The organism is Shuttleworthella sp. MSX8B (genome assembly GCF_000524295.1).
GTDB lineage: Bacteria > Bacillota > Clostridia > Lachnospirales > Lachnospiraceae > Shuttleworthia > Shuttleworthia satelles.
Map to the genome: position 1 here is coordinate 16,801 of NZ_JAQT01000020.1, position 26,702 is coordinate 43,502.

The window sequence follows — 26,702 nt, forward strand, 5'->3', positions numbered from 1 at the left end:
GCCGGGGGAGTCCGATGCGCGGATTCTCCGGGGAGATGAGCTTTTGACAAATGGTTTTAGCAGAGAAGGTCTCTTTGTGTGAGGTGAAAAGAATGAAAAAAACATGGTGGCAGGGTAAGATTGCCTACCAGATCTACCCCAAGTCCTTTTTGGACACGACAGGAAATGGAATCGGCGATATTCGGGGGATCATCTCCAGGCTTGACTATCTTAAGAAGCTGCATGTAGGAATCCTCTGGCTCTCCCCCTGCTTCCTCTCTCCCTTGGCGGATGAGGGCTATGATATCGCGGACTACTACCGGATTGATCCCAGATTTGGCAGCAATGAAGACCTCTTTACCCTGGTAGAAGAGGGGAAGAAGCGGGGAATCTCTGTCATCTTAGACCTGGTGGTCAACCACTGCTCGGATGAGCACGAGTGGTTTCAGGCGGCCCTGGCCGATCCGGAGGGTCCTTATGGCAAGTACTTCTATATCGAAGAGGGGGTCGGCGGGCACGCGCCCAATAACTGGCGATCCTATTTCGGGGGCTCCGTCTGGGAGCCCATCCCCGGAACGAATAAGTACTATCTGCACCTCTTCCATAAGAAGCAGCCGGATCTCAACTGGGAGAACCCCAGACTGCGCGAGGAGATCTACAAGATGATCAACTGGTGGCTGGACCGGGGAATTGCCGGTTTTCGCATCGACGCCATCATGAATATCAAGAAGGTCTTTCCCCTGGCGGGGCACGATTATCCAGTCGACCGGGAGGACGGCCTCTCCTCCTGCGCGCAGATGATTCAGGAGGCCAGGGGGATCGGGGACTTCTTCAGAGAAATGAGGGATCGCTGCTTTGTTCCCCACGATGCCTTTGCTGTCGCTGAAGTCTTTGATGAGAGGCCAGAGCAGGCCTCTGTGCTGATCGGGTCAGAGGATGGATATTTCTCAAGCATGTTTGATTTTCAGGCCAATTGCGTCGGAAGATCTGATAAGGGCTGGTATGACGGGAAGCCCGTCGGGCCGGACCAGTATCGGGACGCCTGCTATCAGACGCAGAAGATAATCGGAAAACGGGGATTTATCTCTACCATTATTGAAAATCACGATGAGCCGAGAGGCGTCAGCCGCTATATTCCTGCGGAAGAGCTTTCTGACAGGAGCAAGAAGTTCCTGGGAACCATGCAGCTGATGCTAAGAGGACTGCCTTTTATCTATCAGGGGCAGGAGATCGGGATGGAGAACACCCATGTGGATACGCCCGATCAGATCAGTGATATCTCAGCTAGGGATGAGTACAGGGTTGCTCGCGAGGCCGGTTTGAGTCAGGATGAGGCCATGGCGGTGGTCAACCGCATGAGCAGAGACAATGCCAGGACACCGGTTCAGTGGTCCGACGCGCCTCAGGCCGGTTTTACTTCCGGCAAGCCCTGGCTGGCGGTCAACCCCAATTATAAGAAGATTAATGTGGCTGCCCAGGAGAAAGATCCGGATTCTGTTCTCAATTACTACCGCAGGCTGACCGCTCTTCGTTCGGATCCAGTCTATGGCGACAGCATTGTCCACGGCGACTTCGATCCCTTTATGCCGGAGGAGCCCCGTTTCATGTCCTTTTACCGGAGGGGAGACAAGAAGCTTCTGGTTCTCGGCAATTTCTCAATGAATGAAAAGAAGGTCAGGATCTCAGATCAGGTTAAGAAGGTAGTCCTGTCCAATGTAAATTCTGATCCCGGTCAGATCCGGCCCGGGCAGGGGGGCGAGGGCTCCGAGGGAACAGAGATCAGCCTGGCCCCCTATCAGGCGCTGATTCTGGAGCTTGCCTGAAGACAGCCAGAGCCTTTTTATGTGCTTTTGCATGTTAATGCATGTTGTTGACGCTGGAATGTACCTTGAAAATATGCTAGGGTAGAGAACGGGAGTATCAGTGAACGGGGACAGAAGGCAGGACGCATGCGCACACTCTATTTAGATCTGGGAATGGGAATTGCCGGAGATATGTTTTCGGCGGCTCTTTTTGATCTTTTAAATGAGGATCAAAAGCAGGAGTATCTGAAGACAGTCAACAGCCTGGGTCTGGACGGTGTCCGGGTCAGCGCCGAGACAGTCAGCAGCTCGGGGATCTGCGGAGTGCATATGCGAGTCCTTGTACATGGTCAGGAGGAGGTTGGACAGGACTTGCATGAGAAAGATCAGGAGGCGCAGGCGGCCGATTCGCAGGAGAAATGTCAGCCAGACCCGGAGACTGACCGGCATGAGGGTCATCAGCTGGCACAGGGAACGGATCAGCATGAGGATTGTCAACCGGAGGCCGACCGGAAGGGTGAGCGCCTGTTAGAGCATAGAACCCATGAATCAGAGCACAGCCACACGCACCATGGAATAGGAGAAATCCATCATATTGTTGCGGGCTTTGATATCTCGGAAGAGGTAAAGAGCCATATTCTGGCGATATATGGGGAGATTGCCAAAGCGGAATCGGCGGTGCACGGCATGCCTGTCGAGGAGATTCATTTCCACGAGGTAGGGTCTCTCGATGCGATTGTCGATGTGACCTCCGCCTGTCTGCTGATGGATATGCTGGCGGCGGATCGGGTGACAGCCTCCCCTGTCAGGGTGGGTTATGGTCAGGTTCGAGCCGCCCACGGTCTGCTTCCGGTGCCTGCCCCGGCCACGGCTCTGCTTTTGCGCGGTCTGCCTGTCTACGCGGGCCAGATCGAAGGAGAGCTCTGCACACCGACAGGGGCCGCGATCATCCGTCATTTTGTCCAAGACTTCGGTCCGATGCCTGCCATGCGCCTGTCTGAGATCGGTTATGGGATCGGAGGCAAGAAATACACTAGTCTCAATGCCGTTCGCGCTTTCTTAGGTGAGACAGACCGGGAGGGAGACCGCATTTGCGAGCTGACCTGCAATCTGGATGATATGACAGCGGAGCGACTGGGCTTTGCCATGGACCGTCTCTATGCGGCTGGCGCCGCGGAAGTATATATGGTCCCGGCCACAATGAAGAAATCCAGGCCCGGAGTGGTGCTTGTCGTGCTCTGTCAGGAGGAGCAGAGACAGGCCCTTATCGAGAGCATTTTTAAGTATACGACGACTCTGGGGATCCGGGAGAGCATTCAGCAGCGCTATATCCTGGGTCGTCGGATCGAGACGGTGGATACGGATTTGGGACCGATCCGGAAAAAGCTTGCCTCAGGTTATGGGGTCAACCGCGCCAAGTACGAGTATGACGACCTGGCGAGAATTGCGAGAGAGAGATCCTGCTCCATTGAAGATGTGATTGCAGGGATAAAGGAGTAAAGAGGACGTTGTCCGCGTCAGGGAGTTGAGGCGGGAGAGATGAAAAAGGAAGAAAGAAGATGAGAAGATTATTCCAAAATCTCGCTTTCGACCTGATTGCCGTGTTAGTCGTGGGAGTTCTGGCAGTTGTGATCGGATGGGGGATAAGTAAGCATTCCATCCCTATGCCGCCGCCGTTGCCGCAGGATCGGAGAACCGCGCAGACGGTGACAGTGACGATTCACAATAATGCGGCCAGTGCCGATAAGGACGGCAAGGTAAATGGCCTGCGTGTCTATGATCCGGATTCGGACAATCTGGCGGAGTATAGTGATGGAAGCCAGCAGCCTCTGGGCAGTCATGTTGCCATCTATGTGTACAATCTGGCCAGTGACGTACATCTGACCATCCGGCACAAGGGGGAGATCTTCGCGGATGACGATTTTCCCCGCCTGGAGGATGAGAAGAAGGTCAAGTTCTTTGACTTGATCTTAGACGGCAACCTGGAGGTTGAGACCAAAGAGATCAATCTCAAGAACCAGCAGGGAATTGCGACGGTGCATGTCAATGACAGCAGCCTGGCTCTTGTGACCAGCGACGGGCAGGAGTGGAGTGATGGTCAGGATATTGCCTTCGGCCAGAGAAGCGTTTCCATTGCGGCAAAAGACAGGGATCTGAAGGCGCAGATCAAAATCGGAGACCGCATAGCCGCGACAAAGGTGATCCTTAAGGGGCGAACCGCTTTTGTGGATGATCTGAACATTGATGGAGATATCTTCTTCCAGCTGGATATTGCAAGCGACGAGGAGGTGAAGGCGGAGCAGGAGGCCGAGCAGAAGGAGGCCCAGGCACGCGTCAGTGAAGAGAAGTCCTCATCGGATCGGGGAACAAAATCCGCAGGCAAAAAGAAAGGCCAGTCGGGAGGAAAGGCGAAGTCAGACGCCAAAAAGCAGGACCAGCTAAATGGTCAGACCAAGCCGGATACCGGAAAGAAGGACACATCGTCTGACAAGAAACAGGATAACAATCCGGAGGAAAAATACGCGACGGTGACCATAGAGGATGAGAGCGGAAGCGTCTTCGTCGGAGTTGTGACAGATGATAACAAGGGATCGCATGATCTGAACCCGAACAATATGAAGAAGCTTTCCTCCGGCGCCAGACTTCCCATCGGGACGCGGATTGCGATTTTTAAGTATTATGATCCCAAGTATCCCTCCTTTAAGGTGATCCACAATGGCAAATACATTGTGAACAGGGAAAATGACCTGGGCGGGGAAGGAAGTTATTCTACGATTGAGTTGACCCTGGAGGGAGACTTGGTCGTAACATGCTCTCCCGTCGACGGGGGAAGACATACAAACGAGGAAGGGCGCTAAGCCTTCCCGGACCGTGGCAATCGATGGTGGCAATCGATTGCGGAAACAGATCGCGGAAACAGATCGCGGAAACAGATCACAGAAACAGATCACAGAAAGGTCAGATCGCGAATCGTTCAAGAGAAAAGGAGAAATGATGAAACTGCTCACGGACATTCTGGTGCTTCTTGTGGCCCTGGAATTTTGCTTTATCTTCTATCTGGAGAGCGTAAGAACCTCGTCCGCTAGGACGGCGTCTGTCTTTGGCATGGAAGAGGGGGAACTGAAGCGCCCCTCGGTCGACCTGCTCTTTAAGAATCAGGGAGTCTACAATTTAGTCATTGCGCTGATGCTGATTCTGGGAGCTTTCGTCTTCCACTCGCCGCTGGTCGTCGCGCTCTTTCTGGCCAATATCATTGTGGTCGCCGCCTATGGAGCCATCAGCTCCAGTCCCAGGATTTTTCCCATGCAGGCGGGTCTTGCTGTCATCGCGGCCATTTGCCTGGCCATCGGGAAGGCAGTCTGAGCGTATTTGAACGCGGGGTGGAGATTTCGTTTGTTTTCAGGAAGGTTCCGCAACTTTTTTGGAGACGGGCTGTGCATATTCATGGCGGAGAGCCGTGAATGCAGGGGAGAAAGTGTCTGACAACTAGGCATTTTCTCCCTTCTGTGTTACTCTTAAGGGGAAAAAGATGCTTGTTATTCTTGGGAGACTGTATGGGGAAGGAGAACTGGTACAGTATGGAATTCAGACAGGCAAAGGTAACGAAAATCGTCAAGGAGACGAGTGACATCTACAGCATTCAGATGGAGATCCCTGAGGGCTATACCTGGAGGGCCGGACAGTATGCGATCTGGCAGCTGCAGGACTATGTGGCTCCGGAGGGAGAGAAGGAGGATCGGGTCTTTACAATTGCCTCAGCTATGGAGGATCATTTCCTCATGTTCTCTACACGGATTGCGGACCAGCACAGCTGGTTCAAAGATATCCTGCTCCGGCAGCTGGAGGCCGGGGACACGATGCTTGTGTCCGCGCCCTTAGGAGAGATGGATATTGATATGGAGGGAAAGGAGCGGAGCCTCCTGATCGCCGGGGGGATCGGTGTGACGCCCATCCGCTCGCTTTTGCGCCATTACAGCAGTAATAATGTGCCCACGCATAAGATACAATTGCTCTATGCGGACAATCGGGGGGAGTTCGCGTATGGTGACTTCTGGAAGCAGATTGAGGGGAAGATGCCGAATGTCAAGCTGCAGCTTCTGACTGACTCCAATGTATTCGCAGAGAAAGCAAGGAATTACGCTGTCAGTCATGGAAATGAGGCTGAATATCTGATCGCCGGGTCTCCCGGTATGAATCAGGCCTTTAAGGAGAGTCTGGCAGAGGCCGGCGTCAGCGGAGGCAACATGAAAACGGACGAGTTCTTCGGCTATGAGTAGAGGAATTCGGAAGCAGACATAGAAGCAGAAGCACAACCGGCTTTCGGGTCAAATCGAGGGCGTGATAAGGTACTGTGGCAAAATTAATGGTGCAGCAAAGCTCTGTGTCAAATTGAAGCTGAGACAGGTACTATGCAAAATGTCGGGCGGGATCCTGCGGGAACCCGCCCCATTTCTGTACTTGCGCCGATTCAGCCGCTCCATGAGGTGCTGAGATGTTCTATCGTCCGGGAAACAGAGGCTTATGAATTAATGCTTAATGCCTGTTCGGACAGAGGGAATCGCGGCAGGAGTGATTTTGGGAAATATGTTAGAATAATGGCGTCTGCAGGAAAATACGAGAGGAAAACAGTTTTTCCTGCGCGAAAAGAAAGAGCTTTTATGGAGGAGATATGAGAGAGCAGTCCAGGAATTATGCGCCCACCGGCAAGAACAAATTATTGCAGCAGATCATCCGCTTCGGATTTGTGGGAGTCCTCAGTTTTGTCGTGGACTTTGGCGTCTACAATATCCTCTGCAACCTGCTCGGAGTCCATTATCTGATCGCCGGGGTCGCAGGCTTTGTCATTTCGGTAATTGTCAATTACCTGCTCTCCATGAAGTTTGTCTTTGAGGGGAGAGACGACATCTCAAAGGCCCGCGAATTTATCACCTTTGTCTTTTTAAGCGTCGTCGGCCTGGGGGTCAATGAGCTTGTGCTTTTTATCAGTATTGATGGCATTTACCATCACTGGACCTGGCTGTCTTCCTGGCTTGCCATCGGTTGGGCCAATGCCATCGCCAAGCTGGGCGCTACCGCCATTGTCATGGTCTACAATTTCATCACCAGAAAGATTTTCCTCGAAAAGCACTGATTTTCGGGCAGAGATGAAAGCTGACGCAAAGGAGAGAGCCTTATGTTAGAGGGGAAGACAGTCGTATTAGGAGTCAGCGGCTCCATTGCCGCCTATAAGATCGCAGGTCTGGCCAGCATGCTGGTCAAGCAGAAGGCGGACGTCCATGTCATTATGACGAGGAATGCGACCAATTTTATCAATCCCATCAGCTTTGAGACGCTCACCTCCAACAAATGTCTGATTGATACCTTTGACCGGAATTTTCAGTTCCATGTGGAGCATGTGGCTCTGGCCAAAAAGGCGGATCTCTTTTTAGTGGCCCCCGCTTCCGCGGATATCATCGGGAAAATTGCCGGTGGAATCGCGGACGATATGCTGACAACGACCATCATGGCGACCCAGGCTCCCAGACTGATCGCCCCCGCCATGAACACCCACATGTACTTGAACCCGATTGTCCAGGACAACCTGAAGAAGCTGGAGAGTTATGGATACCGGGTGATTCGTCCCGCTGAAGGCTACCTGGCCTGCGGGGATGTCGGCGCCGGGAAAATGCCTGAGCCAGACCTCCTCTTCGACTACATCCAACAGGAGATTGGGGCCAGACATGATCTGGTCGGCAAGAAGATTCTGGTGACTGCCGGTCCGACCAGGGAGGCCATTGATCCTGTTCGCTTCATCTCCAACCACTCAACCGGCAAGATGGGCTATGCCGTCGCCAGGGCGGCCATGCTGCGGGGGGCGCAGGTGACCCTGGTCTCCGGGCCGGTAGAGATCGCTCCGCCGCCATTTGTCAATCTGATCTCTGTCATTTCAGCAGAGCAAATGGCCGAGGAGGTCATCCGCCTGGCCCCTAAGATGGACGCGATTGTCAAGGCGGCGGCAGTGGCGGATTACCGTCCGATCAGGGTTGAAAATGAGAAAATCAAGAAGCAGGAGGGAGGCGCTACAATTGAGCTGGAGCGGACTCAGGACATCTTAAGATACCTGGGAGAGCACAAGAGGGAGGGACAGTTCCTCTGCGGATTTGCCATGGAGACCAGAGATCTGCTGGAGAACGCCAAGAGCAAGCTGGAGAGCAAGCACGCCGATCTGATCGTGGCCAACAGTCTGCGAACCGCCGGGGCCGGCTTTGGTACCGACACCAATGTGGTGACTCTGATCGACCACAAGGGACAGAGGGAACTGCCCCTTATGACCAAGGCTCAGGTGGCAGACGCGATCTTAGACTACATGAAGGAGTGCGGCGTGTGGATCCTCTGAGAGCTGCACAGGAATAGCGGGCGCTCTACAGGTACGGAAATCCGGTAATTACAGATTTTTTCGCAGTCCCTTGGGATAGTGATTCTTCATAGATCCTCCGGCCAGCTTACCCCAGCCCAGGTGGATTCCATCGACGGTGATCAGGTACCAGCCCTTATCCCCCTCCATGCGGAAGGTCTCTCCGGCAATCCAGCGCCTGGCGGAGAATCCAGGAACATCTGTGATGACTGCCGGAATCTTCTGTTCTCTATCCCCGATGAACTGTCGAATCTGATCTGCGCCGAAAAGAGCTCTTTCATTGGAGTCCTGGCCGACATTGTAAGCTGACAGATTTGCGGTCCGCAGCGCTTGATTGGGTTCAAGAGCGTGCGAGAGGGCGTGAGAAGGCTCAAAGCGATTCTTCTTCACGGTGCCCAGATGCAGACCGGCCCGCGTGAGTTTCAGCCCTCTCAGAGAGGGAAGGCCCCGGGGAATGCGATAGAAGTCGTCTCTGAATCGGAGAATTTCGCCGTCGCCAAGGATCCAATCGGCGGTCTCGCGCTTGACAATTTCTCTCAGAGACATGGAGAGAAAGTCGAAGTCACTTTCCTTTACTGCGCTCTCACGCTTGGCTGAGACGGCGCGAAGGGAGGAGGAACCTGCCGCGGACAAGGCTCTGTCCGACGTTTTCTTGCGGAGGACTGCGATATAGTGTCCCTCGCCCCGCAGTTTATGGGGCCAGAGGCGGATGGTTCCCTCCAGATCAGCCGGGGTCATGCCCGGATAGAGAGGAACTCGCTCAATCTGGTAGTTGGGGTGACGGTCCAGGAAACGCTCGATGCTTCCCTCATCCTCGGTTGGCGCGAAGGTGCAGGTGGAAAAAACCAGGCGGCCACCCTCCGCCAGCATGCGGTCAGCGGCGTCTAAGATCCCATCGTCCCGGGCGGCGCAATTCTGTACATTCTCGGGAGACCATTCTGAGAGAGCGATGGCATTTTTGCGGAACATCCCCTCGCCGGAGCAGGGAGCGTCGACCATGATCTTGTCAAAGAAAAGGGGGAAGTGATCCGCCAGGCTATCGGGATCTTCATTCGTCACGATGGCATTGACCACACCCAGGCGCTCCATATTCTCAGAGAGAACGGCTGCCCGGTTGGGGACAATCTCATTGGAGATCAGAAGGCCCTGTCCATGCATACAAGCGGCAATCTGGCTGCTCTTGCCGCCGGGAGCCGCACAGAGATCCAGGACATATTCGCCGGGCCTGGCGTCCAGATAGACAGCGGGTGCCATGGCGGAGGGCTCCTGGATATAGTAGAGGCCCGCCTCGTGATAGGGGTGCTTTCCGGGCCGGTCTTCCTCGCCGTAGTAGTAGGCGTCTTTAGCCCATGGGATGGGATCAGAGAGGTCAGAAATGACAGAGGACAGGAGGGCCTTGACGGAGGAAGGATGACGGGCAGGCCGGCCGTCGGCAGGCGGAAGATGACGGGCAGGCCGGCTGTCGGAGAGATGGGAAATGTCTGAGGGAGGAGTTTTCCCCTGCACAGGCCAAAAAGCAGAGATTGCCAGGGGATTCAGGCGCAGGCCGTGATAGCGATCCTGTCTCTGATAGCTCTTCATGAAGGCGTCAAAGTCAGAGCCCATTTGCTCTTTCATGCGCTCGATAAAGGCGGGAGGGAGAAGCAGGGACTCATCCCTTTCCGGAGTAGGGTTTTGGACAGGGAATACAGACATAGAGGACCTCACAGGATTTTTTATTATGGGAAACAGGTCCGAACCGGTACAGGGATCATCCCAGGACCAGTTCAGAACAAGCACAGGGAAGAAAGCTATGCTGTAACTATACCACGAGATCACAGGGTCGGCAGCTGTCGCTGCTGTATTCATAACGATGGAATGCCTGCGAAATTCTGTGAGGGAGAGCGGAATATTCTTTCATGTGTCAGACTCTGTCCAGAAGGTTCTGCAGAGGGGAGACGGAAGATTCTGCAGGGGGAGACGGAAGACAGGAGCGCGAAAGAGAGATTAGGTGTAACATTAACATATAAAAGAGATGTCAGATGGAGTGTATCGTCGATTGCCTTCGACCGGCAATGGCTGAGCAGGATGCGCTCGACTCCCGTAAGTTCTTGTGTCTGGCAGAAGGGATCAAGGAGGCCTCTATGATTAATCAGCGCTATAAATCCATGCTGGCTGCAAAATCTGTCATCAGGGAATTGTCCGAGTATGCCACGGCGAGAGGCCGGGAGATCGGCTACGAGAATGTCTTTGATTTTTCCCTGGGCAACCCCAGCGTGGAGGCTCCGGCAGAGTATAATCAGGCTGTGATCCACCGCTATCAGACCATGAGCTCGATGGATCTGCACGGCTATTCCCCCTCCCTGGGCAATACGCAGGTGCGGGGAATTGTGGCGGACAGCCTGCGAAGACGCTTTGGCATACCCTACGAGACCAGGCACATTTTCATGACGTCCGGGGCGGCCGGGGCCATTGCCCATGCGGTGCGCGCCGTGACCAGTCCGGGGGACACCGTGCTGACCTTTGCCCCCTTCTTTCCCGAGTATGTGCCCTATGTGGAGGGGGCGGGGGCCAGACTGGAGATCGTTCCCGCCAGGAGGGAGAATTTTCAGGCTGACACAGACGCCTTCCTGCAAATGCTGACGCCTGACGTGCAGGCTGTATTGATCAATACGCCCAATAATCCCTCGGGAGCGCTCTGGTCAGAAGAGACGCTTGAGCAAATCGCGGAAATTATGCGCCAAAAGGAGGAAGAATACGGGCATGATATTTTCCTGATTTCCGACGAGCCCTACCGGGAGATCATCTTCGACGGGAAGAAAACGCCCTATCCGGCCGCCTTCTACAGCAATACGCTGACCTGCTATTCCTTTTCCAAGTCCCTGTCTGTACCCGGGGAGCGGATCGGATATGTGGCGGTTCATCCAAAGGCGACAGAGGCGGATGATCTGGCGCTCATCTTCGGACAGATCAGCCGCGGGATCGGGCACAACTGCCCCGCGTCCACGGCTCAGTATGGGATTGCGGACTGTATCGACCAGACCAGCGACCTGTCGGTCTATGAGACCAATATGAATTTGCTCTATGATGCCCTGATTGATTTAGGATTTACGGTGACCCGACCCGGCGGCAGCTTCTATATTTTCCCCAAGTGTCTGGAGGAGGATGCGATTGCCTTCTGCAACAAGGCGAAGAAGTATGACCTGATCCTGGTGCCCTCGGATCATTTTGGTCTGCCCGGTTATTTTCGTATGGCCTATTGCCTGGATACGGACAAGGTCCGGCGGTCTCTGCCGGTGCTGCGCAGATTCGTGGAGACGGAGTATCCCGGGCGCTTCTTGTGATTTCAGAAAGGCTTTGGCCTGGTTGTAAAAAGCCCGGATACGATTTCAGGGGAGTCTTGGACTGAGCACAGACGAGTCCTGGCGTGATTTCAGGCGGAGAGATCTTGTCTTTTTACCCTAAGAGGGTTAAGGTTTTAACATACGAGTGCGGATCGGGAAATGATCCGCAAGCCGCAGATTTCGACAGAAAGAAGGGTGGTAAAGTGAAGAAGAATTTCGAAGATATCGTCTCTAAGGTCAAAGAATTCGAGACCAAGACGGTCGCCGTAGCCAATGCCCAGGACGACGCTGTTCTAGAGGCTGTCCATGAGGCCAAAAAGCGCGGTATTGCCGATGCGGTTTTGGTTGGGGATGAGGAGAAGATCCGCGCCATCGCCGAAAAACTCGGCATGGATCCGGCCGGATTTGAGGTTATTGATGAAAAAGACCCCATTCAGGCCTGCAGGAGGGCAGTTCAGCTGGCCCATGACGGCAAGGTCGACATGTACATGAAGGGACTGATCGATTCCAAGGACTTCCTTCGCTCTGTGTTGGATAAGGAGGTGGGACTTCGGACCGGCAAGCCCCTCTCTCATGTCTGCGTCTTCGATCTCCCCTTTGCAGACCAGCTGCTCTTTCTGACGGACGTGGCCTTTATGACCTATCCGACCCTGGAGGACAAGGTTCATATCATCAATAATACCGTTCCCGTCTGCCGGGCCTGCGGCATTGAGGTTCCCAAGGTGGCAGTACTGGCCGCGGTCGAGGTAGTCAATCCCAAGATGCCTGTCACGGTGGAGGCTGCTGAGCTGACCAGGATGAATGATGAGGGCAAGATCACAGGCTGTATCGTAGACGGCCCCCTCTCTCTTGACCTGGCAATTGATCCCGAGGCGGCCAGGCACAAGGGGGCGACGAACCGCAAGATTCAGGGGGATGCGGATATTCTTCTCTTCCCCGATATCCATGCTGGCAATCTCTGCTATAAGGCGATTGTCCGCATTGACGGCATGAAGAACGGCTGTATCCTGACCGGGACCAAGGTCCCTGTTATCCTGACCAGCCGGTCGGATACCTTCGAGACCAAGGTCAACTCGATTGCTCTGGCGGCGGTTGTGGCTGAGCAGATGAAGAGAGAGGGTACACTCTGACAAAGGGACTTCGGAAGAGGGGTCTGTTCGCCGGAGATGGATTTGCTGGGCCAAGCGAGCGCAAAGGCAGAGATCTTTTCACGCCTGGCAAAGGTAAGAGAAAACACAATATCATGAGGGGGTAAATAACCATGGCAATCAAAAGTTTAATCATCAACCCGGGTTCCACATCAACCAAGCTGGCTGTCTTTGAGGACGAAACCCTGGTTTTTGATGAGACCCTGCGCCACTCCACCCAGGAGCTGGCAGGCTTCGAGCACATTTTTGACCAGAAGGACTTCCGCAAGAAGATGATCCTGGATTTTCTTTCCGAGAAGAAGGTGGATATCCACTCCTTCGATGTGGTCGTTGGCCGCGGAGGTCTCTTAAAGCCCATTCCGGGAGGGACCTACGCCGTGACGGATGCGCTGCTGGCGGATCTCAAGATCGGCGTACAGGGGGAGCACGCCTCCAATCTGGGAGGGGCGATCGCAAGGGAGATCGGGGATGAGATCGGAGTTCCCTCCTATATTGTCGATCCGGTCGTTGTCGATGAGCTGACGGATATTGCCAGACTCTCCGGCGTGCCGGAGTGCCCCAGAGTCTCCATTTTCCATCCCTTGAATCAGAAGGCTGTCGCCCGCAGGTATGCCAAGGAGCAGGGGAAGAAGTATGAGGACCTGAACCTGATCGTCTGCCACCTGGGCGGGGGTGTCTCCTGCGGAATTCATGACCACGGAAGGATTGTAGATGTCTACGGCGCTTTCAATGGCGACGGATGCTTCTCTCCGGAGCGAGCCAATGGCCTGCCTCCACTCTCTCTGATCAAGCTCTGCTTCTGCGGCAAGTACAGTCAGCAGGAGGTGACAAAGAAGATCATCGGCGGCGGCGGATTCAACGCTTATCTGGGCACCAATGATGCCCGTGAGATATTCCAGAGAATCGAGAATGGGGATGACTATGCCAAGACGGTCATGGATGCCTTTATCTATCAGCTCTGCAAGAACATTGCCGCCAATGCCTCTGTCGTCAAGGGGCGTGTAGACCAGATCCTGGTGACGGGAGGCATCGCCTATCAGCCAAAGGTCATTGAGGCTATCCGCGACCGCGTCGACTGGATCGCTCCTGTCACCGCCTATCCGGGCGAAGAGGAGATGCTGGCTTTGGCACAGGGCGCCCTGCGTGTCATGCGAGGCGAGGAGAAGGTGCAGGAATACTGATGAGTGGCGATGAAATGCTCGCAATGATCGCTTCCCTGTATCTTTTCTTGTGAGCCGGGGGCGAAGGAAGAAGAGAATATGAAAAGAGACTGTGAAGAAAGGATCTGTCCATTTTCTCACAGTCTCTTTTTTGTCAGCCGGCAGCAGGTGCGCGTATATATTTTATCGATTCCCGGAGGAGAGGTTAATCTCCCTGGTAGCCACCAGATTGACGCCGGTGCCGCAGACGTCGGGGAGGATGACGTCTCCGATGTGAACCGGGGCGGTCACCTGAACATCTCTCATGGCCCGGCAGATGTCGAAAATCTTCTCCTTGGGAACATCGTTGGCTGTCTTGACGGAGACCATATCCATATCGCCGCCCGTCACCCTGACGGAGGAGCAGACAATGCGGGTGGGATGGGTCACCTCCTTGCGCCCGTAGTCATCGCCGCGGGGGCAGGTGTTGCCGGATACGGAAGTGACCCGGCCGTCCTCTAAGGAGACGGTCAGCTGACAGCCCAGAGGGCAGTTGATACAGGTTAAGTGCTTTTCTTCGATCATGGTTTCTCCTTTCCCGTGGCAGAGAGCCTGGTTGATTTATGGCGGGAAAATTTGTCTTTTATTTACACTGGGGTTACTCAATGGCCAGCCGGATGGACTTGAGGTCGGGAAAGTCAGCCAGCTGGCTCTTCTTCAGCTTGATTTCCTCCATCTCTCCGGGGGCCATGACCCTTTTTTTGCGGGAGGAGATTTTCTGGTCATTGAAGTAGAGGGCAATGGCTCTGTCCTTGAACTCGGCACCGACGCGGAAGCGGAGGGTCAGCAGGTCCGCCATGGAAGCGGGGCGGATGAACTGAGGGACGGTGTAGCGGACGCCGTCTGTCGCCAGGACGGGGATCATCTCCGGTGAAGGGGAAGTCTCTGATGTCAGGGGATGGGCTTTCGGACCGCAGGCAGAAGAAGAGGCGGGAGCCTCTGCCCGGTCGGAGACGGCTTGCCTGTCTTTATTGCCTGCATCAAGGGAGAGAATGTATTCCGCCGCATGGAGTCCCGCGTCCGCGGCTTCCTGGGAGGCATAGTCCGCCAGATCATGGACGTGGAGGACATTGCCGGCGGCGAAGACGCCGGGGACATTGGTCTCCAAGGCGTCGTTGACGACGGGCCCTCTGGTGACGGGGGAGAGGGTGACGCCGGAGGACTTGGACAGCTCATTCTCGGGGATCAGCCCGCAGGAGAGAAGGAGGGTGTCGCACTCGTAGCGCTCCTTGGTGCCCGGGATAGGGCGTGCCTTTTCGTCAACCTGGGCGATCGTGACCGCCTGCACCCGGTCCCTTCCCTCGATGTCAACCACGGTGTGGCTCAGCTTGAGGGGAATGTCGAAGTCATTGAGACACTGAACAATATTGCGCTTGAGACCGCCGGAATAGGGCATGAGCTCAGCGACGACCTGAACCTTCGCCCCCTCTAAGGTCATGCGGCGGGCCATGATCAGGCCGATATCTCCGGAACCAAGGATCACCACCTTGCGGCCGGGCATCTGCCCCTCCATATTGACAAGCCGCTGGGCCGTCCCGGCAGAGAAAATGCCGGCGGGCCGATAGCCCGGAATATTGAGGGCGCCGCGGCTTCGCTCACGGCAGCCCATGGCGAGAATGACAGCCTTGGCCTGAATCTGGAACATGCCGTCTGCAGGGTTCATAGCGGTGACGACCTTGTCAGGGGAGATATCCATAACCATGGTGCCCTGTCTGCACTCGATGCCCCGTTTTGCCACCTGGTCAATGAAGCGCTGGGCGTACTCGGGCCCGGTCAGCTCCTCCTTGAACATATGCAGGCCGAAGCCGTTGTGGATGCACTGATTTAAGATGCCGCCCAGGCGGTCGTCGCGCTCGATGACCAGGATGCTTCTGATTCCAGCGTCGTAGGCGGAGACAGCGGCGGAGAGGCCGGCCGGGCCGGCGCCGATGATAACCAAATCATAAGATAACATTTCAATACCCCCCTTAAATCTTCTTATTCTCGCCGCAGACAATCTCGGAGCCGGGACCGTGCTTGGTCACCCGGTCCGGAGTCAAAGCCAGCTCCCGCTCCAGAATTTCCATGACCTTGGGCGAGCAGAAGCCTGCCTGGCAGCGGCCCATACCGGCTCTGGTGCGACGCTTGACGGCATCCAGTGATCTGGCGCCTAAAGGCCTGTGGATCGCCTCCAGGATCTGGCCCTCGCTGACAGACTCACAGCGGCAGATGATCCTCCCGTAGGCGGGATTCTCTGCTATCTTCATATTGCGGCTGGCCAGATCCATCTGTCCCATATCAGTAACTCTGCGGCGGACAGGACAAAAGTCGGATTTTATCTGTGCCTTGCAAGCCTCTGTGATCTGGTCCGCGATCATGCGGCCGATGGCGGGAGCGGAGGAGAGCCCCGGGGACTCAATGCCGGCGGCATTGTAGAGACCGGGGACATCCTCACAGGGTCCAAGGACGAAGTCGCCGCCGTCCTCGTGGGCGCGAAGACCGGCGAAGGAGGTGATCACCTCGCGGAGGGGAATTTCGGCAACGGATCTTGAAGCTGTTTTAGCCAGATAAGACAGACCTTCCCCGGTGGTATTTACGCCCTCTTTGTTGTCGATATCCTCCGCTGTGGGGCCGACCAGGAGATTGCCGTGGACCGTCGGGGCAACCAGGACTCCCTTGCCCATTTTGGAAGGGGCCTGAAAGATGGTCTTATCCACGTGCCCTCCCGCGCTCTTGTCTAAAAGCTGATACTGGCCCCGGCGGGGGACGATATGCAGCCTGCGGGAGGAGAGCTGGTTGTTGATGAGGTCGGCGTAGAGACCGGCGGCATTGACCAGAAGCCTGGCATGAATCGAGAAGCTGCCATCGGGATCCAGACGAAGGTCGGGATCAGATGCGGCCTGCGAATTGCCGGAATTCTCGCTGCCAGAGGGCTCAAAGCGAAGAGAGGGAGCCTTGCCTTTGATAAGGAAGAAGGGGGCGGTAATATGGTTTTCATTTTGGCTGCCCTGTGAGGGAGAAGGGAAAGAGACCCTTTCCACCGAAGCTACCGGCGCGTTGAAGAAGAAATCCACGCCGTTGGCGGAGGCATTTTCCGCGAGTCCCATAGTCAACTCAAAGGGGCAGATGATCCCGCCGGTCGGGGCGTAGAGAGCAGCGATCACATCCTCTGACAGCTTGGGCTCCATCTGGCGCGCTTCCTCCTGGTCCAAGATGCGAAGTCCGGGAACCCCGTTGGCCTGGCCCTGCTCGTAGAGCCTGTGCAGGACGTCAGGATCATTATCCCGCGTCATAACGACGAGGGAGCCGTTGCGGCGAAAGGGAATGTCCAGGTCCTGGGCCAGGCTGTCCATCAGCCGGTTGCCCTCCACATTGAGCCTGGCCTTGAGACTGCCCGGGTGGGCGTCGTAGCCGGCGTGGATGATAGCGGAGTTCGCCTTGGACGTACCGCAGCAGACATCCTCCTCCCGCTCGATAACGCAGGCAGAGAGCCTGTATTTGGCCAGTTCCCTGGCGATAGCGCAACCGGTGACTCCCGCGCCGATGATTGCTACATCATACATTTGAAAACCTCCCTTGTAAGCGACCGCGCCGGAGACTGAGTCACTGTGACCTACAGCTGAGGAAAAGACAGTACTTCCGCAGACACTGGACACACAAAAAGAGCAGGGAGAACGAGACAGCCAGCGCCGCCTCATTCATACCCTGCTCTTTTTCTCCCGGTACGACCTGATTGAATTAATCTCATTGTAGTTCTGTTTTGCCCCAAGCGCAAGATAAAACGGGAAAGTATGTCAGGAGGGCAGGAGGGGACAAGATAGAAAAACGAAAGAAGATTCCCAAAGGCAGCAAAAGGGGATGGTCAGAGCAGAGCGAGGAGAGTGGGAAAAGAGGACAGGGAGAGAAGATCTAAAACAGGGAAGCGAGAAGATTCAAAAACAGGGAAGATTTTGGGATAGGGAAGATTTTAGGCGGAAGAGATCATTCTCCGATACAATATAGGGGATATGAACCGGCAAGAGGAGGGGATCATATGGCCAACACCAGGAATAACAAGCGAAAAATCCTTGCGCTCAAAGAGATCCTTGAGCGGGAGACCAACGAGAGCCATAGCTTGACGATCGCAGACCTTGTGGAGGAGCTGGAGGCAGCAGGCTTTCCGGCGGAGAAGAAGTCAGTCACCAGAGACCTTCACGAGCTGGAGGACGCCGGCATGGACATTGAGAGGACGAGAGATCGGGCCCCGGGTTACTACCTGGCGGACCGGACCTTTGAACTCCCGGAGCTGAAGATGCTGGCGGATGCTGTGGCAGCCTCCCGCTTCATTACGGAGAAGAAGTCCAGGGCCCTGCTCTCCAAGATCGGGACTCTGACCAATCGCTACGACGCCCTGCAGCTGCACCGTCAGGTGACGGTTTCCGATCGGGTCAAGGCGGAGCGGGAAGCTGGATTCTACGGGATAGACACCATTTTCTCCTGTATTGACCACAACCACCAGATGAGCTTTCACTACAGCGACTGGGAGCTTATGGGCAGCCGCAAGGAGCTGGTGGCCCGTCACGGGGGCGCCCTCTACCGGGTCAGCCCCTGCGAGCTGCTCTGGGACAGCGAGCGCTACTATCTGATCGCCTACGCAGAGAGGGAGGCCGCGATCCGCTTCTACCGGGTGGATAAGATCACGGACGCCCTGGAGCTGGATCAGCCCCGTGACCGCCAGGGGATGGCTGCCTGGAATCAGATGGACCCGTCCACCTATACCAAGCGGACCTTCTCCATGTTCGCGGGCTGGGAGGAGTGGGTGACCCTTCGGGCAAATGCCCGCCTGACCGGTGTTCTCATTGATCGGTTCGGGACAGATCTTGCCATGCGGCAGCTGGAGGACGGGAGAGTCCAAGCCAGGGCTCTGGTGGAGGTCAGCCCGCAATTCTTTGGCTGGTTGACGGGATTGGGGCCTGAGATTGAGATCGCGGGCCCCGAGGAGGTCCGTGAGGAGTATCGGTCTTATATGGAGGGAATTCTGGATCAGTATTCCGGCAAGGTTTGACGTATCCATTGGAATTCGTTTTGATTTATCGCTTTGAATAAGGCCTGACTCATCCCATTGAACAGGGGCAGGCATCATCTCATCAGTGGCCTGCTGGCTAAAGGTCTGACTTATCCCCCCTGAATAGGGCCTGGCCTATCCCCTAGAATAAGTTCTTTACAAGAGCTGGCGGCCGTGTTATCCTCTTTATCGTGTTAGCATACTAAAGTGAATTTGCTCTTATCCTGTCCTTGTCTGGATAAGACAAGAGCGCATTCAGACTTACTTTTAGAAAAGAGAATTGCAATCGCTCATCTGACGAGGGAATGAGATCCCGGTCGGGAGAGATGACAGGCCAAAAGGGAACTGAGGAGAGTGAGAGGAGAGTAAAATGAGAGGAATGAAAAAGATCATGGCTTTTGGTTTGATCGCTGTGATGGCGCTTGCCGGAACAGCCTGCGGGACCAAGTCCGGAGATCAGAAAAATGCGAATTCCGGGGACGGAAGTAAGGCCGAGAGTAAAACCGCCAAAAAGGGGGACGTCAAGAACACCGACCAGAATTTAATCGTCGGCTTCGATCAGAACTTCCCTCCCTTCGGTTATCTGGACAGCAATGGAAATTTTACCGGTTTTGACCTTGAACTGGCGCAGGAGGCCGCCAATCGGATGAAGGTAGAGCTGGTCCTTCAGCCCATCGACTGGGAGACCAAGGATCTGGAGCTGTCGGCCGGAACGATCGACTGTATCTGGAACGGTTTCTCCGTCAATGGCCGGGAGAAGAATTACACCTTTTCAGATTCCTACATGAATAATGCCCAGGTCTTTGTGGTGCGCAAGAATTCCGGCATAGAGGACGAGCAGGGACTGGCGGGCAAGGTGGTCGATGTTCAGAAGGAGTCCTCGGCGGAGACTGCCTTAAACTCCAAGGAAGAGGAGACCTTAAAGAACAGCTTCGCCCAGCTCAATCAGGTCGCTGATTACAATACGGCCATGATGGATCTGGAGTCCGGAGCGGTTGACGCTGTCGCCATGGATAAGTTCGTCGCCCTGGATCAGATGAAGAACAAGCCGGACAAGTTTCAGATTTTAAACGAACAGATCTCCTCCGAGCAGTATGCGGTCGCCTTCCTCAAGGGCAACACGCAGCTGCGGGATCAGGTCAACAGCGTCCTGCATGAGATGGATACCGACGGGACATTTGCTAAAATCTCCCAGAAGTATTTCGGCGAGAATGTCAGCATCCTGTCCCAGAAAACGAACGCGGGACAGGATTGAGTGAAAAGCGGGCCGGTGGAAATTTGGGCGTCCGATCGGAGACGGCCCATCCCTGTCCCGCCAGGAAAGATGGTAAATAAAAGATGGATATTTCCGTATTGATCGGTCAGCTGGCCGGAGGAATGCTGACCACGGTGGAGATCTTCCTCCTGACTCTGGTATTCTCCCTGCCCCTGGGCATGCTGGTGGCCTTCGGCTACATGTCGAAGAACCCCATCCTCCACTGGATTTTAAAAATCTATATCTCCATTATGCGGGGAACCCCCCTCATGCTGCAGTTGATCGTGGTCTACTTCGGGCCCTACTACATCTTTGGGATACAGATCTCCTCCGCCTACCGGGGGACGGCCGTCATCATCGCCTTTGCCCTCAACTACGCGGCCTATTTCGCAGAGATTTACCGGAGCGGGATCGAGTCTATGCCGGCAGGCCAGTATGAGGCCGCCCGGGTGCTGGGCTACTCCGGGAGCCAGACCTTCTTCAAGATCATTCTGCCCCAGGTGATCAAGCGCATTCTGCCCTCTGTCACCAACGAGGTCATTACCCTGGTCAAGGATACATCCCTGGCATTCTCCATCGCCTATGCGGAGATGTTCACACAGGCCAAGGCGCTCGCCGCCTCTGCCCACAATGTGCTGCCCCTGATTGCCGCTGGCATTTTCTACTATGTGTTTAATTTCATCGTCGCGGAGATCATGGCGCTCATCGAGAAGAGCATGCGCTACTACGACTAGGAGGCAAGGATGAATTTACTCGAAATGAGCCATGTCAAAAAGACCTTCGGCGACAACCAGGTGCTGAAGGATATCAGCTTCGCGGTCGCCCCCGGGGAAGTGGTCTCCATCATCGGCCCGTCCGGGAGCGGCAAATCCACCCTGCTCCGCTGCGCAACCCTCTTAGAGACCATGGATGACGGGTCCATGGCTTATCTGGGCAAGCCGATTGTGACGAGCCGGGGCGGCAGGGCGGTCTATGTGGACAAGAAGAGCCAGAGAAAGGCCATGCAGATCTTCGGCCTGGTCTTTCAGAATTTCAACCTCTTCCCCCACTATTCTGTTCTGAAAAATGTCATCGACGCCCCCATCCATGTGCAGGGGAGAAATAAGGAGGAGGTCTGCTCTGAGGCCAGAGCCCTCCTGGCTAAGATGGGGCTAAAAGATAAGGAAAACGCCTATCCCTGCCAGCTCTCGGGAGGGCAGCAGCAGCGGGTCTCCATTGCCAGAGCCCTGGCCATGAAGCCGAAGATCCTCTTCTTCGACGAGCCGACGTCAGCGCTTGACCCGGAGCTGACTCTGGAAATCCTCAAGGTGATCAAGAGCCTGGCGGAGGAGAAGATGACCATGGTGATTGTCACGCATGAGATGACCTTTGCCAGGGATGTCTCTGACCGGATGATTTTCATGGAGCATGGGCTGATCGTGGAGGAGGCGACGCCGGAAGCTATGTTCTCCTCTGAAAATGAGAGAACCAGGGAGTTTTTGGGGAAATATTACGGGCAGAGTTAAAGGAAAAATCAACCGTGTCAGGAGGGAAGCCAGAAATAGCGGTCGGGAGTAGAAAGGAAAAAGCAGCCGAGTTAGGAGTGGAAGTCAGGAGTAGAAAGGGAAAATTAATCGAGTCAGGAGTGGAAGTCAGAAATAGAAGTCGGGAGTAGAATAGAAGGAAAGATTTACCGAGGGAAAGTCAAAGCATAAAGTTACCGGATCAGGGGTAAAGCCAAAGCATAAGTTTACCGGACCGCTGTAGATTGCAGGCGCACATGGGGTGCAAAAGCGAAATACAGGGGTCCGATTTATGTGTGACTAAATATGATATCCGCGGTGGCAGCCATCAGCAGGGGCTGGCGGAGGGACGAATCCGATCCATGACTGTCTCCTGAGTCGAGGCGATTTTGTCGGCGATTGTGAGGAGCCAGCCGCCCCGGGAAAGGGGGATGGAGAAGAGATTGAGTGGCCACATATGGCTTCGGATCATGGCCTGCTCTGCCGGGGAGATGGCGAAATCCCGGAGGGCGTTGTCGGCGGCAATGCGGGCATGATGGTAGCCGTGGAGACGATCGCCCCGCTGATGCCAGTCATAGAGATAGTAGTCGTGAAGGATAGAAGCGCGGATTAGAGAGTGGTCGTCGGCCTTCAGATGGAGAATGTGGTTGAGCCGGTAGGCGGTGCGCGCCACCCGCAGGACATGGTCATAGGTCGTGGTGGATCCGTGCTGGATGTATTGGCTCATGCGGCGAACCCGGATATCTTCTGTCAGGTCTCTTGAGAGCTCCCGAAAGCGCGCCTCTTCATGTTCTTTCATCACCTGAATTGCTCCTCATTGTGAAATGGATCTGTCAAGATGATTATGTATGCTTTTTGTCAGCCTGGCAAGAGTTTTCTAAAGCTTAAAACCATGGCTTTTACTATTTGTTGTCAGGCCGATTGCCACAGTTCAAACCCCTTCCTCTTTCTTCCGGGTCAGGGAAGGAGGAGGGGCCAGATCAGGGAACCGGACTATTGCTTTGTCCTGCGGTTAATGCGGTCCTGCAGGCGGCGAAAGGCGTTGCCTGCCCGTTTGGCGGAGTCCGGGTCCGGCCTGCGGCCGCGGTAGCTGCGAATGGCGTGCAGGTGATAGCGCTCCCGCCGGGTCATGCGGGGACCGATCTCAGACAGATTGTTTTTCAGGGGAAGGGCCTGTCTGGCAGCGGATTCCCGTATCATGGCGGCAGCTTCAGACAGGTTTTCCCTGGCGTTTAAGGCCGCTTCTCTGGCCGCGGAGCCGGCGGCGACAGCAATAGCCCCGGGGCCTAAAGAGGCGATCTGTACCGTGGATTCCATGCGGTTGTCAAAGGACTCCTGGAGGAGGTCCAGACGATGGGTCAGCTGAATCAGCGATTCGATGGTCAGGCCAGAATCCATCCCCAGATAAAAGGCCAGGAGCAGGGCCAGGACGATGGTCGTCAGGGGGTGTTCCCGATCCGGCACTTCCATGGCCAGGGGGATGATCCATTTGCTGATTACGACGCCGGCCAGGCCGAAGCCGATGGAGGCAGGAAGGCAGATTCGACCGTGAAGATTCAGGGGGACATGGCTGTAATCCCACCAGACCGCGTGAAAGAGCTTTTCCAGGAGATAGGAGGTCAGATATTCCATGATGGCGGAGCCGACCATGCAGATCAGGAAGATCTGCCAGAGGGGAATCTGGGCCAGGCCGTTGTCAGCGAGCGGCAGCTGCAGGCGATTGGTTTGAATCAGATAAAGGGGAAGGTCCCCGAAGAGGAAGAGGCAGAGGATTGCGCCAAAGCCATAGATGGGGCAGATGGGGCCGTAGAGGAAGCCCCGGTTGTCCCAGTGGCGGTTTCGGATGGTGCAGTAGCTGCACTCATAGAGCCAGCCGATGAAGGAAAAGAACATGAACTTGTTAAAGTAGGAAGCCAGGATCATAAAGTCTACCTCATTTGAATCACATGGATATTATATTCTGAATTTCAATCGCTCGGATATTTATTTTGAATTTCAATCGGATGGATGGTTCATTTGGAGTTCAAATCGCACGGATTTTCATTCTGAGCTTCAATTGGATGGATAGTTTATTCTGAGTTTAAACCACGTCGATGTTTGATTATGATCGATCCGAATCTTTTGACTCAGACATGGGCCGACGCAGGAAATCAAGAAATATCCGGGCCGCCGGGGTCAGATGACGGTCCTTCAGACAGGTGTACTGGATATCCCTCTCGATTTCAAATTCATCAAAGGACAGGGTCGCGAGTCTCTGATGGAGGACCTCCTGGGTCACGGAGCGCGTGGATAGAATCGAGACTCCGATGTTATTGATCACGCATTCCTTCACTGCTTCCTGGTTGCTGATAACCATGCGGTTTTTAAAGTCAAAGGAATGCCTTTGAAAGATTTCCTCCAGGAATTGATTCTGTGAGGAATATTTTGTCTTTGAGATGTAGAGCTCATTTTCCACATCCTTCAGGGAACAGTGGCCCCGGGAGAAAAGAGGATGAGCACTGCCCACGACCAGCTTGAGACGGTCCTTCACAAAGGGACAGCTGAGGTATTGGTCTCTGGAAGCCTTATCCCGGAGAATATAATCAGAGATCGCGGCAAACTCAAGCTGGTTCTTATGGAGCATATCCAGGATCGTTCTGGAATTGTTGATGATCATGTTGATATGAATTTTGGGATATTTCCTGTGAAAGCGGGAAATAAAGGAGGGCATGATATAGACGCCGATAAAATTGGTCGCCCCGAAATTCAGGGTGCCGGTCTCCAGTCCGTTGATCTGACGCAAATCCTCAACGGCGAGGTTATATGTCGAGACCATCTGCTGGGCATAGCGAAGGAAGTTCTGCCCTTCCACCGTGAGATAGCTCCTGGAACCGATTCGGTTGAAGAGGGGAACGCCAAGCTCTTCTTCAAGGGCCTGAATCCGCTTGCTCAGAGCTGGCTGGGAAATGTAAAGTAACTCTGACGCTCTGGCAAAATTCCCCTTTTTTGCGAGAACGATGAATGAATTCAGCTTTGTTATATCCATTTTACATCACCAGATGCGCCTTCCTGATTTGCCGGGAGCCATTTGAGTCGATATCCGGAATTCATTATTCAGGATTTGATCTTCGGAATTTGATGCCTAGAAATCAATATCCAGGATTTAATATTCGTAATTTAATACTTGGAAATCAATATCCGGGATTCAATAGCCAGAATTTGATGCTCAGACCGACATTTCAAATTAGATTGCTTACAAAATTATAACAGATCGTTATTGATCGACAAATATAATTTAATTTGATTCACCTTATCTCATCCCATAGAATCAATCATAAGAAATGCATGCATGAACTTTTTCAGGAGCTCCTCAAGAGGGAAAACAATATTTCAGGAGAAGTTTATGAGTAAAGAAAAATCTAATAAGATAAGCCGGGGCCAGGTGATCGGGGCCTGCCTGGCCGTTGCCGCGCTGCTTGCGCTGATGCTCATGCCCTGTCCGCAGGGGATGACTGTGGTCGGACAAAAGGCACTGGCCCTGTTCACATTTGCGCTGATCATGTGGATTGCCCGCCCGATTCCGATCTATCTGACGTCGATTGCCGTTGTCCTGCTCCTTCCCCTGCTGGGCGTTGTGGAGAAGCAGTCCTACGCGTTCGGAATGCTTGGAAAAGACATCATCTGGCTGATGGTCGCCGCCTTCGTGCTGACTTCCGCCATGAGCGCGTCCAATCTGGGGAAACGGATCGCCCTGTTTTTGATCACGAGATTTGCCAAGACGCCGACACAAACCCTGCTAGTCTTTGTCCTGGTGAATTATATCCTGGCCTTCTTCGTGCCGTCCACGACAGCGAGAGCCTCTCTGATCATTCCGATCGCCCTGGTAATTCTGGAGGTGTACAAGGCGACGCCTGGAAAGAGCAGGTTCGGAAAGCTCCTGGCCTTACAGGGAGTTCAAAACAATGCCTTCGCGACTTCCGTTGTTATGACGGCAACCAGCGCCCAGGTGCTTGCCGTCGGTTTTATCAATGAGCAGACCGGCGCGCACATCGGATATATGCAGTGGCTGATCGGCTCTCTTCCGCAGGCAATCATCACAACGGTCATTGTTTTTTTGATCGGGATCCGCCTCTATCGCTACAGGGACGAGTTCTCGGGAAATATGTCCGATGCGGTTGCCTCGCTGAAACAACAGCTTGCGGATCTCGGGCCAATGAGCGCAAAGGAAAAACGGGCCGCGGTTATTTTCCTGATCACCCTGCTTCTGTGGGCGACCGGGGATTATCAGAAGAGCTGGTTCGGATTTGCGATCAGCACAGAGCAGACCGCTGTACTCAGTATGCTCCTCTGTTTGATGCCGGGAATCGGAGTCATCAAATGGAAGGAGGCGAATATCAAGTGGGATCTGATGATTTTCTCCGCCGGAGCATATGCCGTTGGCAGCGCGCTGGACGATTCCAAGGCCGCGAGCTGGATGATTGACCGCCTGATCAACGCGACTGGACTGAATCACCTGGCCCCGTCGATGGTCGCGATCGCCCTTATTTTCATCACGGTATTCAGCCATCTGATTTTCACCAGCAAGACCGTTCGCACCACTATCCTGATTCCCGCGATCATCACTCTGGCCAAGGGATTGGGGATGGACGCGGCAGCTCTTGCCCTGGTTTGTTCCTTCGGCATTTCCTGTACCATAACGCTGCCGCCCCATTCCAAGGTGAACGCGCTCTATTTCGGGACCGGTTACTTTGAGGTCAAGGACGAGCTGCTCTACGGAGTCATCGCCTGCTTCATTGAGGCATGCGCCCTGTGTCTGGTATATTTTGCCTGGATTCGATTTGTCCTGTAAAAGGGTCTGTGAAAAAGGGCTTGTGTCCGTGGAATTAAGTCATAGACTTCAGAGGGCAAGAGAGTATTTTGAAGGCTGAGGCCAGATCGCATTTTGGAGGCTGGGGTTTGGAATGATTGCCCGGTCAAAGTTTAGAATGATGATTTTACGGAAGCTTTGGATGATCGTATGTCTGAAGTATGAAACGATTGCTTAACCGAAATATGAAATGATGATTTGGCCGAGGTTTGGGGTGATGATTCGGCTGAG

At 54.5% G+C, this 26,702-nt stretch carries 23 protein-coding genes; 16 read left to right on the plus strand and 7 right to left on the minus strand.

What is annotated here, in order from left to right; translation table 11 throughout:
- The first annotated feature begins 92 nt into the window (after positions 1-92).
- The 7 genes from HMPREF1508_RS05230 (at position 93) to coaBC (ending at position 8,157) form a co-directional block, all read left to right on the plus strand.
- Positions 93-1,802 carry an alpha-glucosidase gene (locus HMPREF1508_RS05230; protein WP_044960175.1) on the plus strand — a complete coding sequence of 570 codons (1,710 nt, stop codon included), beginning with the start codon at positions 93-95 and terminating at the stop codon, positions 1,800-1,802.
- 126 nt (positions 1,803-1,928) lie between these two features.
- Complete coding sequence (larC, locus tag HMPREF1508_RS05235; RefSeq protein ID WP_044960133.1) at positions 1,929-3,281, plus strand: nickel pincer cofactor biosynthesis protein LarC; 1,353 nt, start codon at positions 1,929-1,931, stop codon at positions 3,279-3,281.
- A gap of 59 nt (positions 3,282-3,340) precedes the next feature.
- Complete coding sequence (locus tag HMPREF1508_RS05240; RefSeq protein WP_044960134.1) at positions 3,341-4,639, plus strand: hypothetical protein; 1,299 nt, start codon at positions 3,341-3,343, stop codon at positions 4,637-4,639.
- Between the two features lie 136 nt (positions 4,640-4,775).
- Positions 4,776-5,144, plus strand: coding sequence for a DUF1304 domain-containing protein (locus HMPREF1508_RS05245; protein ID WP_044960136.1), 369 nt, complete (start codon positions 4,776-4,778; stop codon positions 5,142-5,144).
- A 191-nt stretch (positions 5,145-5,335) separates the two neighbouring features.
- Entirely contained in the window at positions 5,336-6,058 is a 723-nt protein-coding gene (locus HMPREF1508_RS05250; protein WP_242834505.1) for a ferredoxin--NADP reductase, read from the plus strand.
- A gap of 392 nt (positions 6,059-6,450) precedes the next feature.
- Positions 6,451-6,912, plus strand: coding sequence for a GtrA family protein (locus HMPREF1508_RS05260; protein ID WP_044960140.1), 462 nt, complete (start codon positions 6,451-6,453; stop codon positions 6,910-6,912).
- 42 nt (positions 6,913-6,954) lie between these two features.
- Positions 6,955-8,157 carry a bifunctional phosphopantothenoylcysteine decarboxylase/phosphopantothenate--cysteine ligase CoaBC gene (coaBC, locus tag HMPREF1508_RS05265; protein ID WP_044960142.1) on the plus strand — a complete coding sequence of 401 codons (1,203 nt, stop codon included), beginning with the start codon at positions 6,955-6,957 and terminating at the stop codon, positions 8,155-8,157.
- Positions 8,158-8,205: 48 nt separating this feature from the next.
- Here coaBC and HMPREF1508_RS05270 read toward each other — a convergent pair whose 3' ends face one another.
- Positions 8,206-9,870 (minus strand): RsmF rRNA methyltransferase first C-terminal domain-containing protein, encoded by a 1,665-nt coding sequence (locus HMPREF1508_RS05270; RefSeq protein ID WP_049906904.1) that lies wholly within the window; start codon positions 9,868-9,870, stop codon positions 8,206-8,208.
- A gap of 428 nt (positions 9,871-10,298) precedes the next feature.
- On the opposite strand from HMPREF1508_RS05270, the gene HMPREF1508_RS05275 reads away from it, so the two are divergent.
- The 3 genes from HMPREF1508_RS05275 (at position 10,299) to buk (ending at position 13,827) form a co-directional block, all read left to right on the plus strand.
- The gene (locus tag HMPREF1508_RS05275; RefSeq protein ID WP_044960180.1) at positions 10,299-11,498 is read left to right on the plus strand and encodes a pyridoxal phosphate-dependent aminotransferase; all 1,200 of its coding nucleotides are present in this window, start codon (positions 10,299-10,301) and stop codon (positions 11,496-11,498) included.
- A gap of 203 nt (positions 11,499-11,701) precedes the next feature.
- On the plus strand, positions 11,702-12,628 hold the full coding sequence (gene ptb / locus HMPREF1508_RS05280; RefSeq protein WP_044960182.1) for a phosphate butyryltransferase: 927 nt from the start codon (positions 11,702-11,704) through the stop codon (positions 12,626-12,628).
- 131 nt (positions 12,629-12,759) lie between these two features.
- Positions 12,760-13,827: a butyrate kinase gene (gene buk, locus HMPREF1508_RS05285; RefSeq protein WP_044960144.1), complete on the plus strand. Its 1,068-nt coding sequence runs from the start codon at positions 12,760-12,762 to the stop codon at positions 13,825-13,827.
- 162 nt (positions 13,828-13,989) lie between these two features.
- Here buk and HMPREF1508_RS05290 read toward each other — a convergent pair whose 3' ends face one another.
- From HMPREF1508_RS05290 to HMPREF1508_RS05300, 3 genes are all read right to left on the minus strand, one after another.
- Positions 13,990-14,367: a DUF1667 domain-containing protein gene (locus tag HMPREF1508_RS05290; RefSeq protein WP_044960185.1), complete on the minus strand. Its 378-nt coding sequence runs from the start codon at positions 14,365-14,367 to the stop codon at positions 13,990-13,992.
- A 76-nt stretch (positions 14,368-14,443) separates the two neighbouring features.
- Positions 14,444-15,799, minus strand: a complete 1,356-nt coding sequence (locus tag HMPREF1508_RS05295) for an NAD(P)/FAD-dependent oxidoreductase (protein ID WP_044960146.1) — start codon at positions 15,797-15,799, stop codon at positions 14,444-14,446.
- A 13-nt stretch (positions 15,800-15,812) separates the two neighbouring features.
- Positions 15,813-17,387, minus strand: a complete 1,575-nt coding sequence (locus HMPREF1508_RS05300; protein WP_044960148.1) for an NAD(P)/FAD-dependent oxidoreductase — start codon at positions 17,385-17,387, stop codon at positions 15,813-15,815.
- 295 nt (positions 17,388-17,682) lie between these two features.
- Between HMPREF1508_RS05300 and HMPREF1508_RS10370 the strand changes: the two genes are divergently transcribed.
- The 5 genes from HMPREF1508_RS10370 to HMPREF1508_RS05320 all read left to right on the plus strand — a co-directional run bounded on the left by HMPREF1508_RS10370 (position 17,683) and on the right by HMPREF1508_RS05320 (position 21,628).
- Positions 17,683-17,826: a hypothetical protein gene (locus HMPREF1508_RS10370; RefSeq protein WP_198015579.1), complete on the plus strand. Its 144-nt coding sequence runs from the start codon at positions 17,683-17,685 to the stop codon at positions 17,824-17,826.
- 31 nt (positions 17,827-17,857) lie between these two features.
- On the plus strand, positions 17,858-18,868 hold the full coding sequence (locus HMPREF1508_RS05305; protein WP_044960150.1) for a helix-turn-helix transcriptional regulator: 1,011 nt from the start codon (positions 17,858-17,860) through the stop codon (positions 18,866-18,868).
- 379 nt (positions 18,869-19,247) lie between these two features.
- Entirely contained in the window at positions 19,248-20,123 is an 876-nt protein-coding gene (locus HMPREF1508_RS05310) for a transporter substrate-binding domain-containing protein (protein ID WP_044960187.1), read from the plus strand.
- Between the two features lie 83 nt (positions 20,124-20,206).
- Positions 20,207-20,857: an amino acid ABC transporter permease gene (locus HMPREF1508_RS05315; RefSeq protein ID WP_006907073.1), complete on the plus strand. Its 651-nt coding sequence runs from the start codon at positions 20,207-20,209 to the stop codon at positions 20,855-20,857.
- Positions 20,858-20,866: 9 nt separating this feature from the next.
- Positions 20,867-21,628 carry an amino acid ABC transporter ATP-binding protein gene (locus tag HMPREF1508_RS05320; RefSeq protein ID WP_044960152.1) on the plus strand — a complete coding sequence of 254 codons (762 nt, stop codon included), beginning with the start codon at positions 20,867-20,869 and terminating at the stop codon, positions 21,626-21,628.
- Positions 21,629-21,953: 325 nt separating this feature from the next.
- Here the strand turns inward: HMPREF1508_RS05320 and HMPREF1508_RS05325 are convergent, their stop codons facing one another.
- The 3 genes from HMPREF1508_RS05325 to HMPREF1508_RS05335 form a co-directional block, all read right to left on the minus strand.
- Positions 21,954-22,424, minus strand: coding sequence for an HD domain-containing protein (locus HMPREF1508_RS05325; RefSeq protein WP_044960154.1), 471 nt, complete (start codon positions 22,422-22,424; stop codon positions 21,954-21,956).
- A gap of 194 nt (positions 22,425-22,618) precedes the next feature.
- A complete protein-coding gene (locus HMPREF1508_RS05330; protein WP_049906905.1) occupies positions 22,619-23,548 on the minus strand; it encodes a putative ABC transporter permease in 930 nt (309 codons plus the stop codon).
- A gap of 178 nt (positions 23,549-23,726) precedes the next feature.
- On the minus strand, positions 23,727-24,650 hold the full coding sequence (locus tag HMPREF1508_RS05335) for a LysR family transcriptional regulator (protein WP_044960155.1): 924 nt from the start codon (positions 24,648-24,650) through the stop codon (positions 23,727-23,729).
- Between the two features lie 357 nt (positions 24,651-25,007).
- Between HMPREF1508_RS05335 and HMPREF1508_RS05340 the strand changes: the two genes are divergently transcribed.
- Positions 25,008-26,453, plus strand: a complete 1,446-nt coding sequence (locus HMPREF1508_RS05340) for an SLC13 family permease (protein ID WP_044960156.1) — start codon at positions 25,008-25,010, stop codon at positions 26,451-26,453.
- Positions 26,454-26,702 lie beyond the last annotated feature (249 nt).

Coding starts and splice junctions, on each gene's coding strand:
- HMPREF1508_RS05230 (WP_044960175.1), top strand. CDS start 93: ATGAAAAAAACATGGTGGCAGGGTAAGATTGCCTACCAGATCTACCCC.
- larC (WP_044960133.1), top strand. CDS start 1,929: ATGCGCACACTCTATTTAGATCTGGGAATGGGAATTGCCGGAGATATG.
- HMPREF1508_RS05240 (WP_044960134.1), top strand. CDS start 3,341: ATGAGAAGATTATTCCAAAATCTCGCTTTCGACCTGATTGCCGTGTTA.
- HMPREF1508_RS05245 (WP_044960136.1), top strand. CDS start 4,776: ATGAAACTGCTCACGGACATTCTGGTGCTTCTTGTGGCCCTGGAATTT.
- HMPREF1508_RS05250 (WP_242834505.1), top strand. CDS start 5,336: ATGGGGAAGGAGAACTGGTACAGTATGGAATTCAGACAGGCAAAGGTA.
- HMPREF1508_RS05260 (WP_044960140.1), top strand. CDS start 6,451: ATGAGAGAGCAGTCCAGGAATTATGCGCCCACCGGCAAGAACAAATTA.
- coaBC (WP_044960142.1), top strand. CDS start 6,955: ATGTTAGAGGGGAAGACAGTCGTATTAGGAGTCAGCGGCTCCATTGCC.
- HMPREF1508_RS05270 (WP_049906904.1), bottom strand. CDS start 9,870: ATGTCTGTATTCCCTGTCCAAAACCCTACTCCGGAAAGGGATGAGTCC.
- HMPREF1508_RS05275 (WP_044960180.1), top strand. CDS start 10,299: ATGATTAATCAGCGCTATAAATCCATGCTGGCTGCAAAATCTGTCATC.
- buk (WP_044960144.1), top strand. CDS start 12,760: ATGGCAATCAAAAGTTTAATCATCAACCCGGGTTCCACATCAACCAAG.
- HMPREF1508_RS05295 (WP_044960146.1), bottom strand. CDS start 15,799: ATGTTATCTTATGATTTGGTTATCATCGGCGCCGGCCCGGCCGGCCTC.
- HMPREF1508_RS05300 (WP_044960148.1), bottom strand. CDS start 17,387: ATGTATGATGTAGCAATCATCGGCGCGGGAGTCACCGGTTGCGCTATC.
- HMPREF1508_RS10370 (WP_198015579.1), top strand. CDS start 17,683: ATGGTCAGAGCAGAGCGAGGAGAGTGGGAAAAGAGGACAGGGAGAGAA.
- HMPREF1508_RS05305 (WP_044960150.1), top strand. CDS start 17,858: ATGGCCAACACCAGGAATAACAAGCGAAAAATCCTTGCGCTCAAAGAG.
- HMPREF1508_RS05310 (WP_044960187.1), top strand. CDS start 19,248: ATGAAAAAGATCATGGCTTTTGGTTTGATCGCTGTGATGGCGCTTGCC.
- HMPREF1508_RS05315 (WP_006907073.1), top strand. CDS start 20,207: ATGGATATTTCCGTATTGATCGGTCAGCTGGCCGGAGGAATGCTGACC.
- HMPREF1508_RS05320 (WP_044960152.1), top strand. CDS start 20,867: ATGAATTTACTCGAAATGAGCCATGTCAAAAAGACCTTCGGCGACAAC.
- HMPREF1508_RS05325 (WP_044960154.1), bottom strand. CDS start 22,424: ATGAAAGAACATGAAGAGGCGCGCTTTCGGGAGCTCTCAAGAGACCTG.
- HMPREF1508_RS05330 (WP_049906905.1), bottom strand. CDS start 23,548: ATGATCCTGGCTTCCTACTTTAACAAGTTCATGTTCTTTTCCTTCATC.
- HMPREF1508_RS05335 (WP_044960155.1), bottom strand. CDS start 24,650: ATGGATATAACAAAGCTGAATTCATTCATCGTTCTCGCAAAAAAGGGG.
- HMPREF1508_RS05340 (WP_044960156.1), top strand. CDS start 25,008: ATGAGTAAAGAAAAATCTAATAAGATAAGCCGGGGCCAGGTGATCGGG.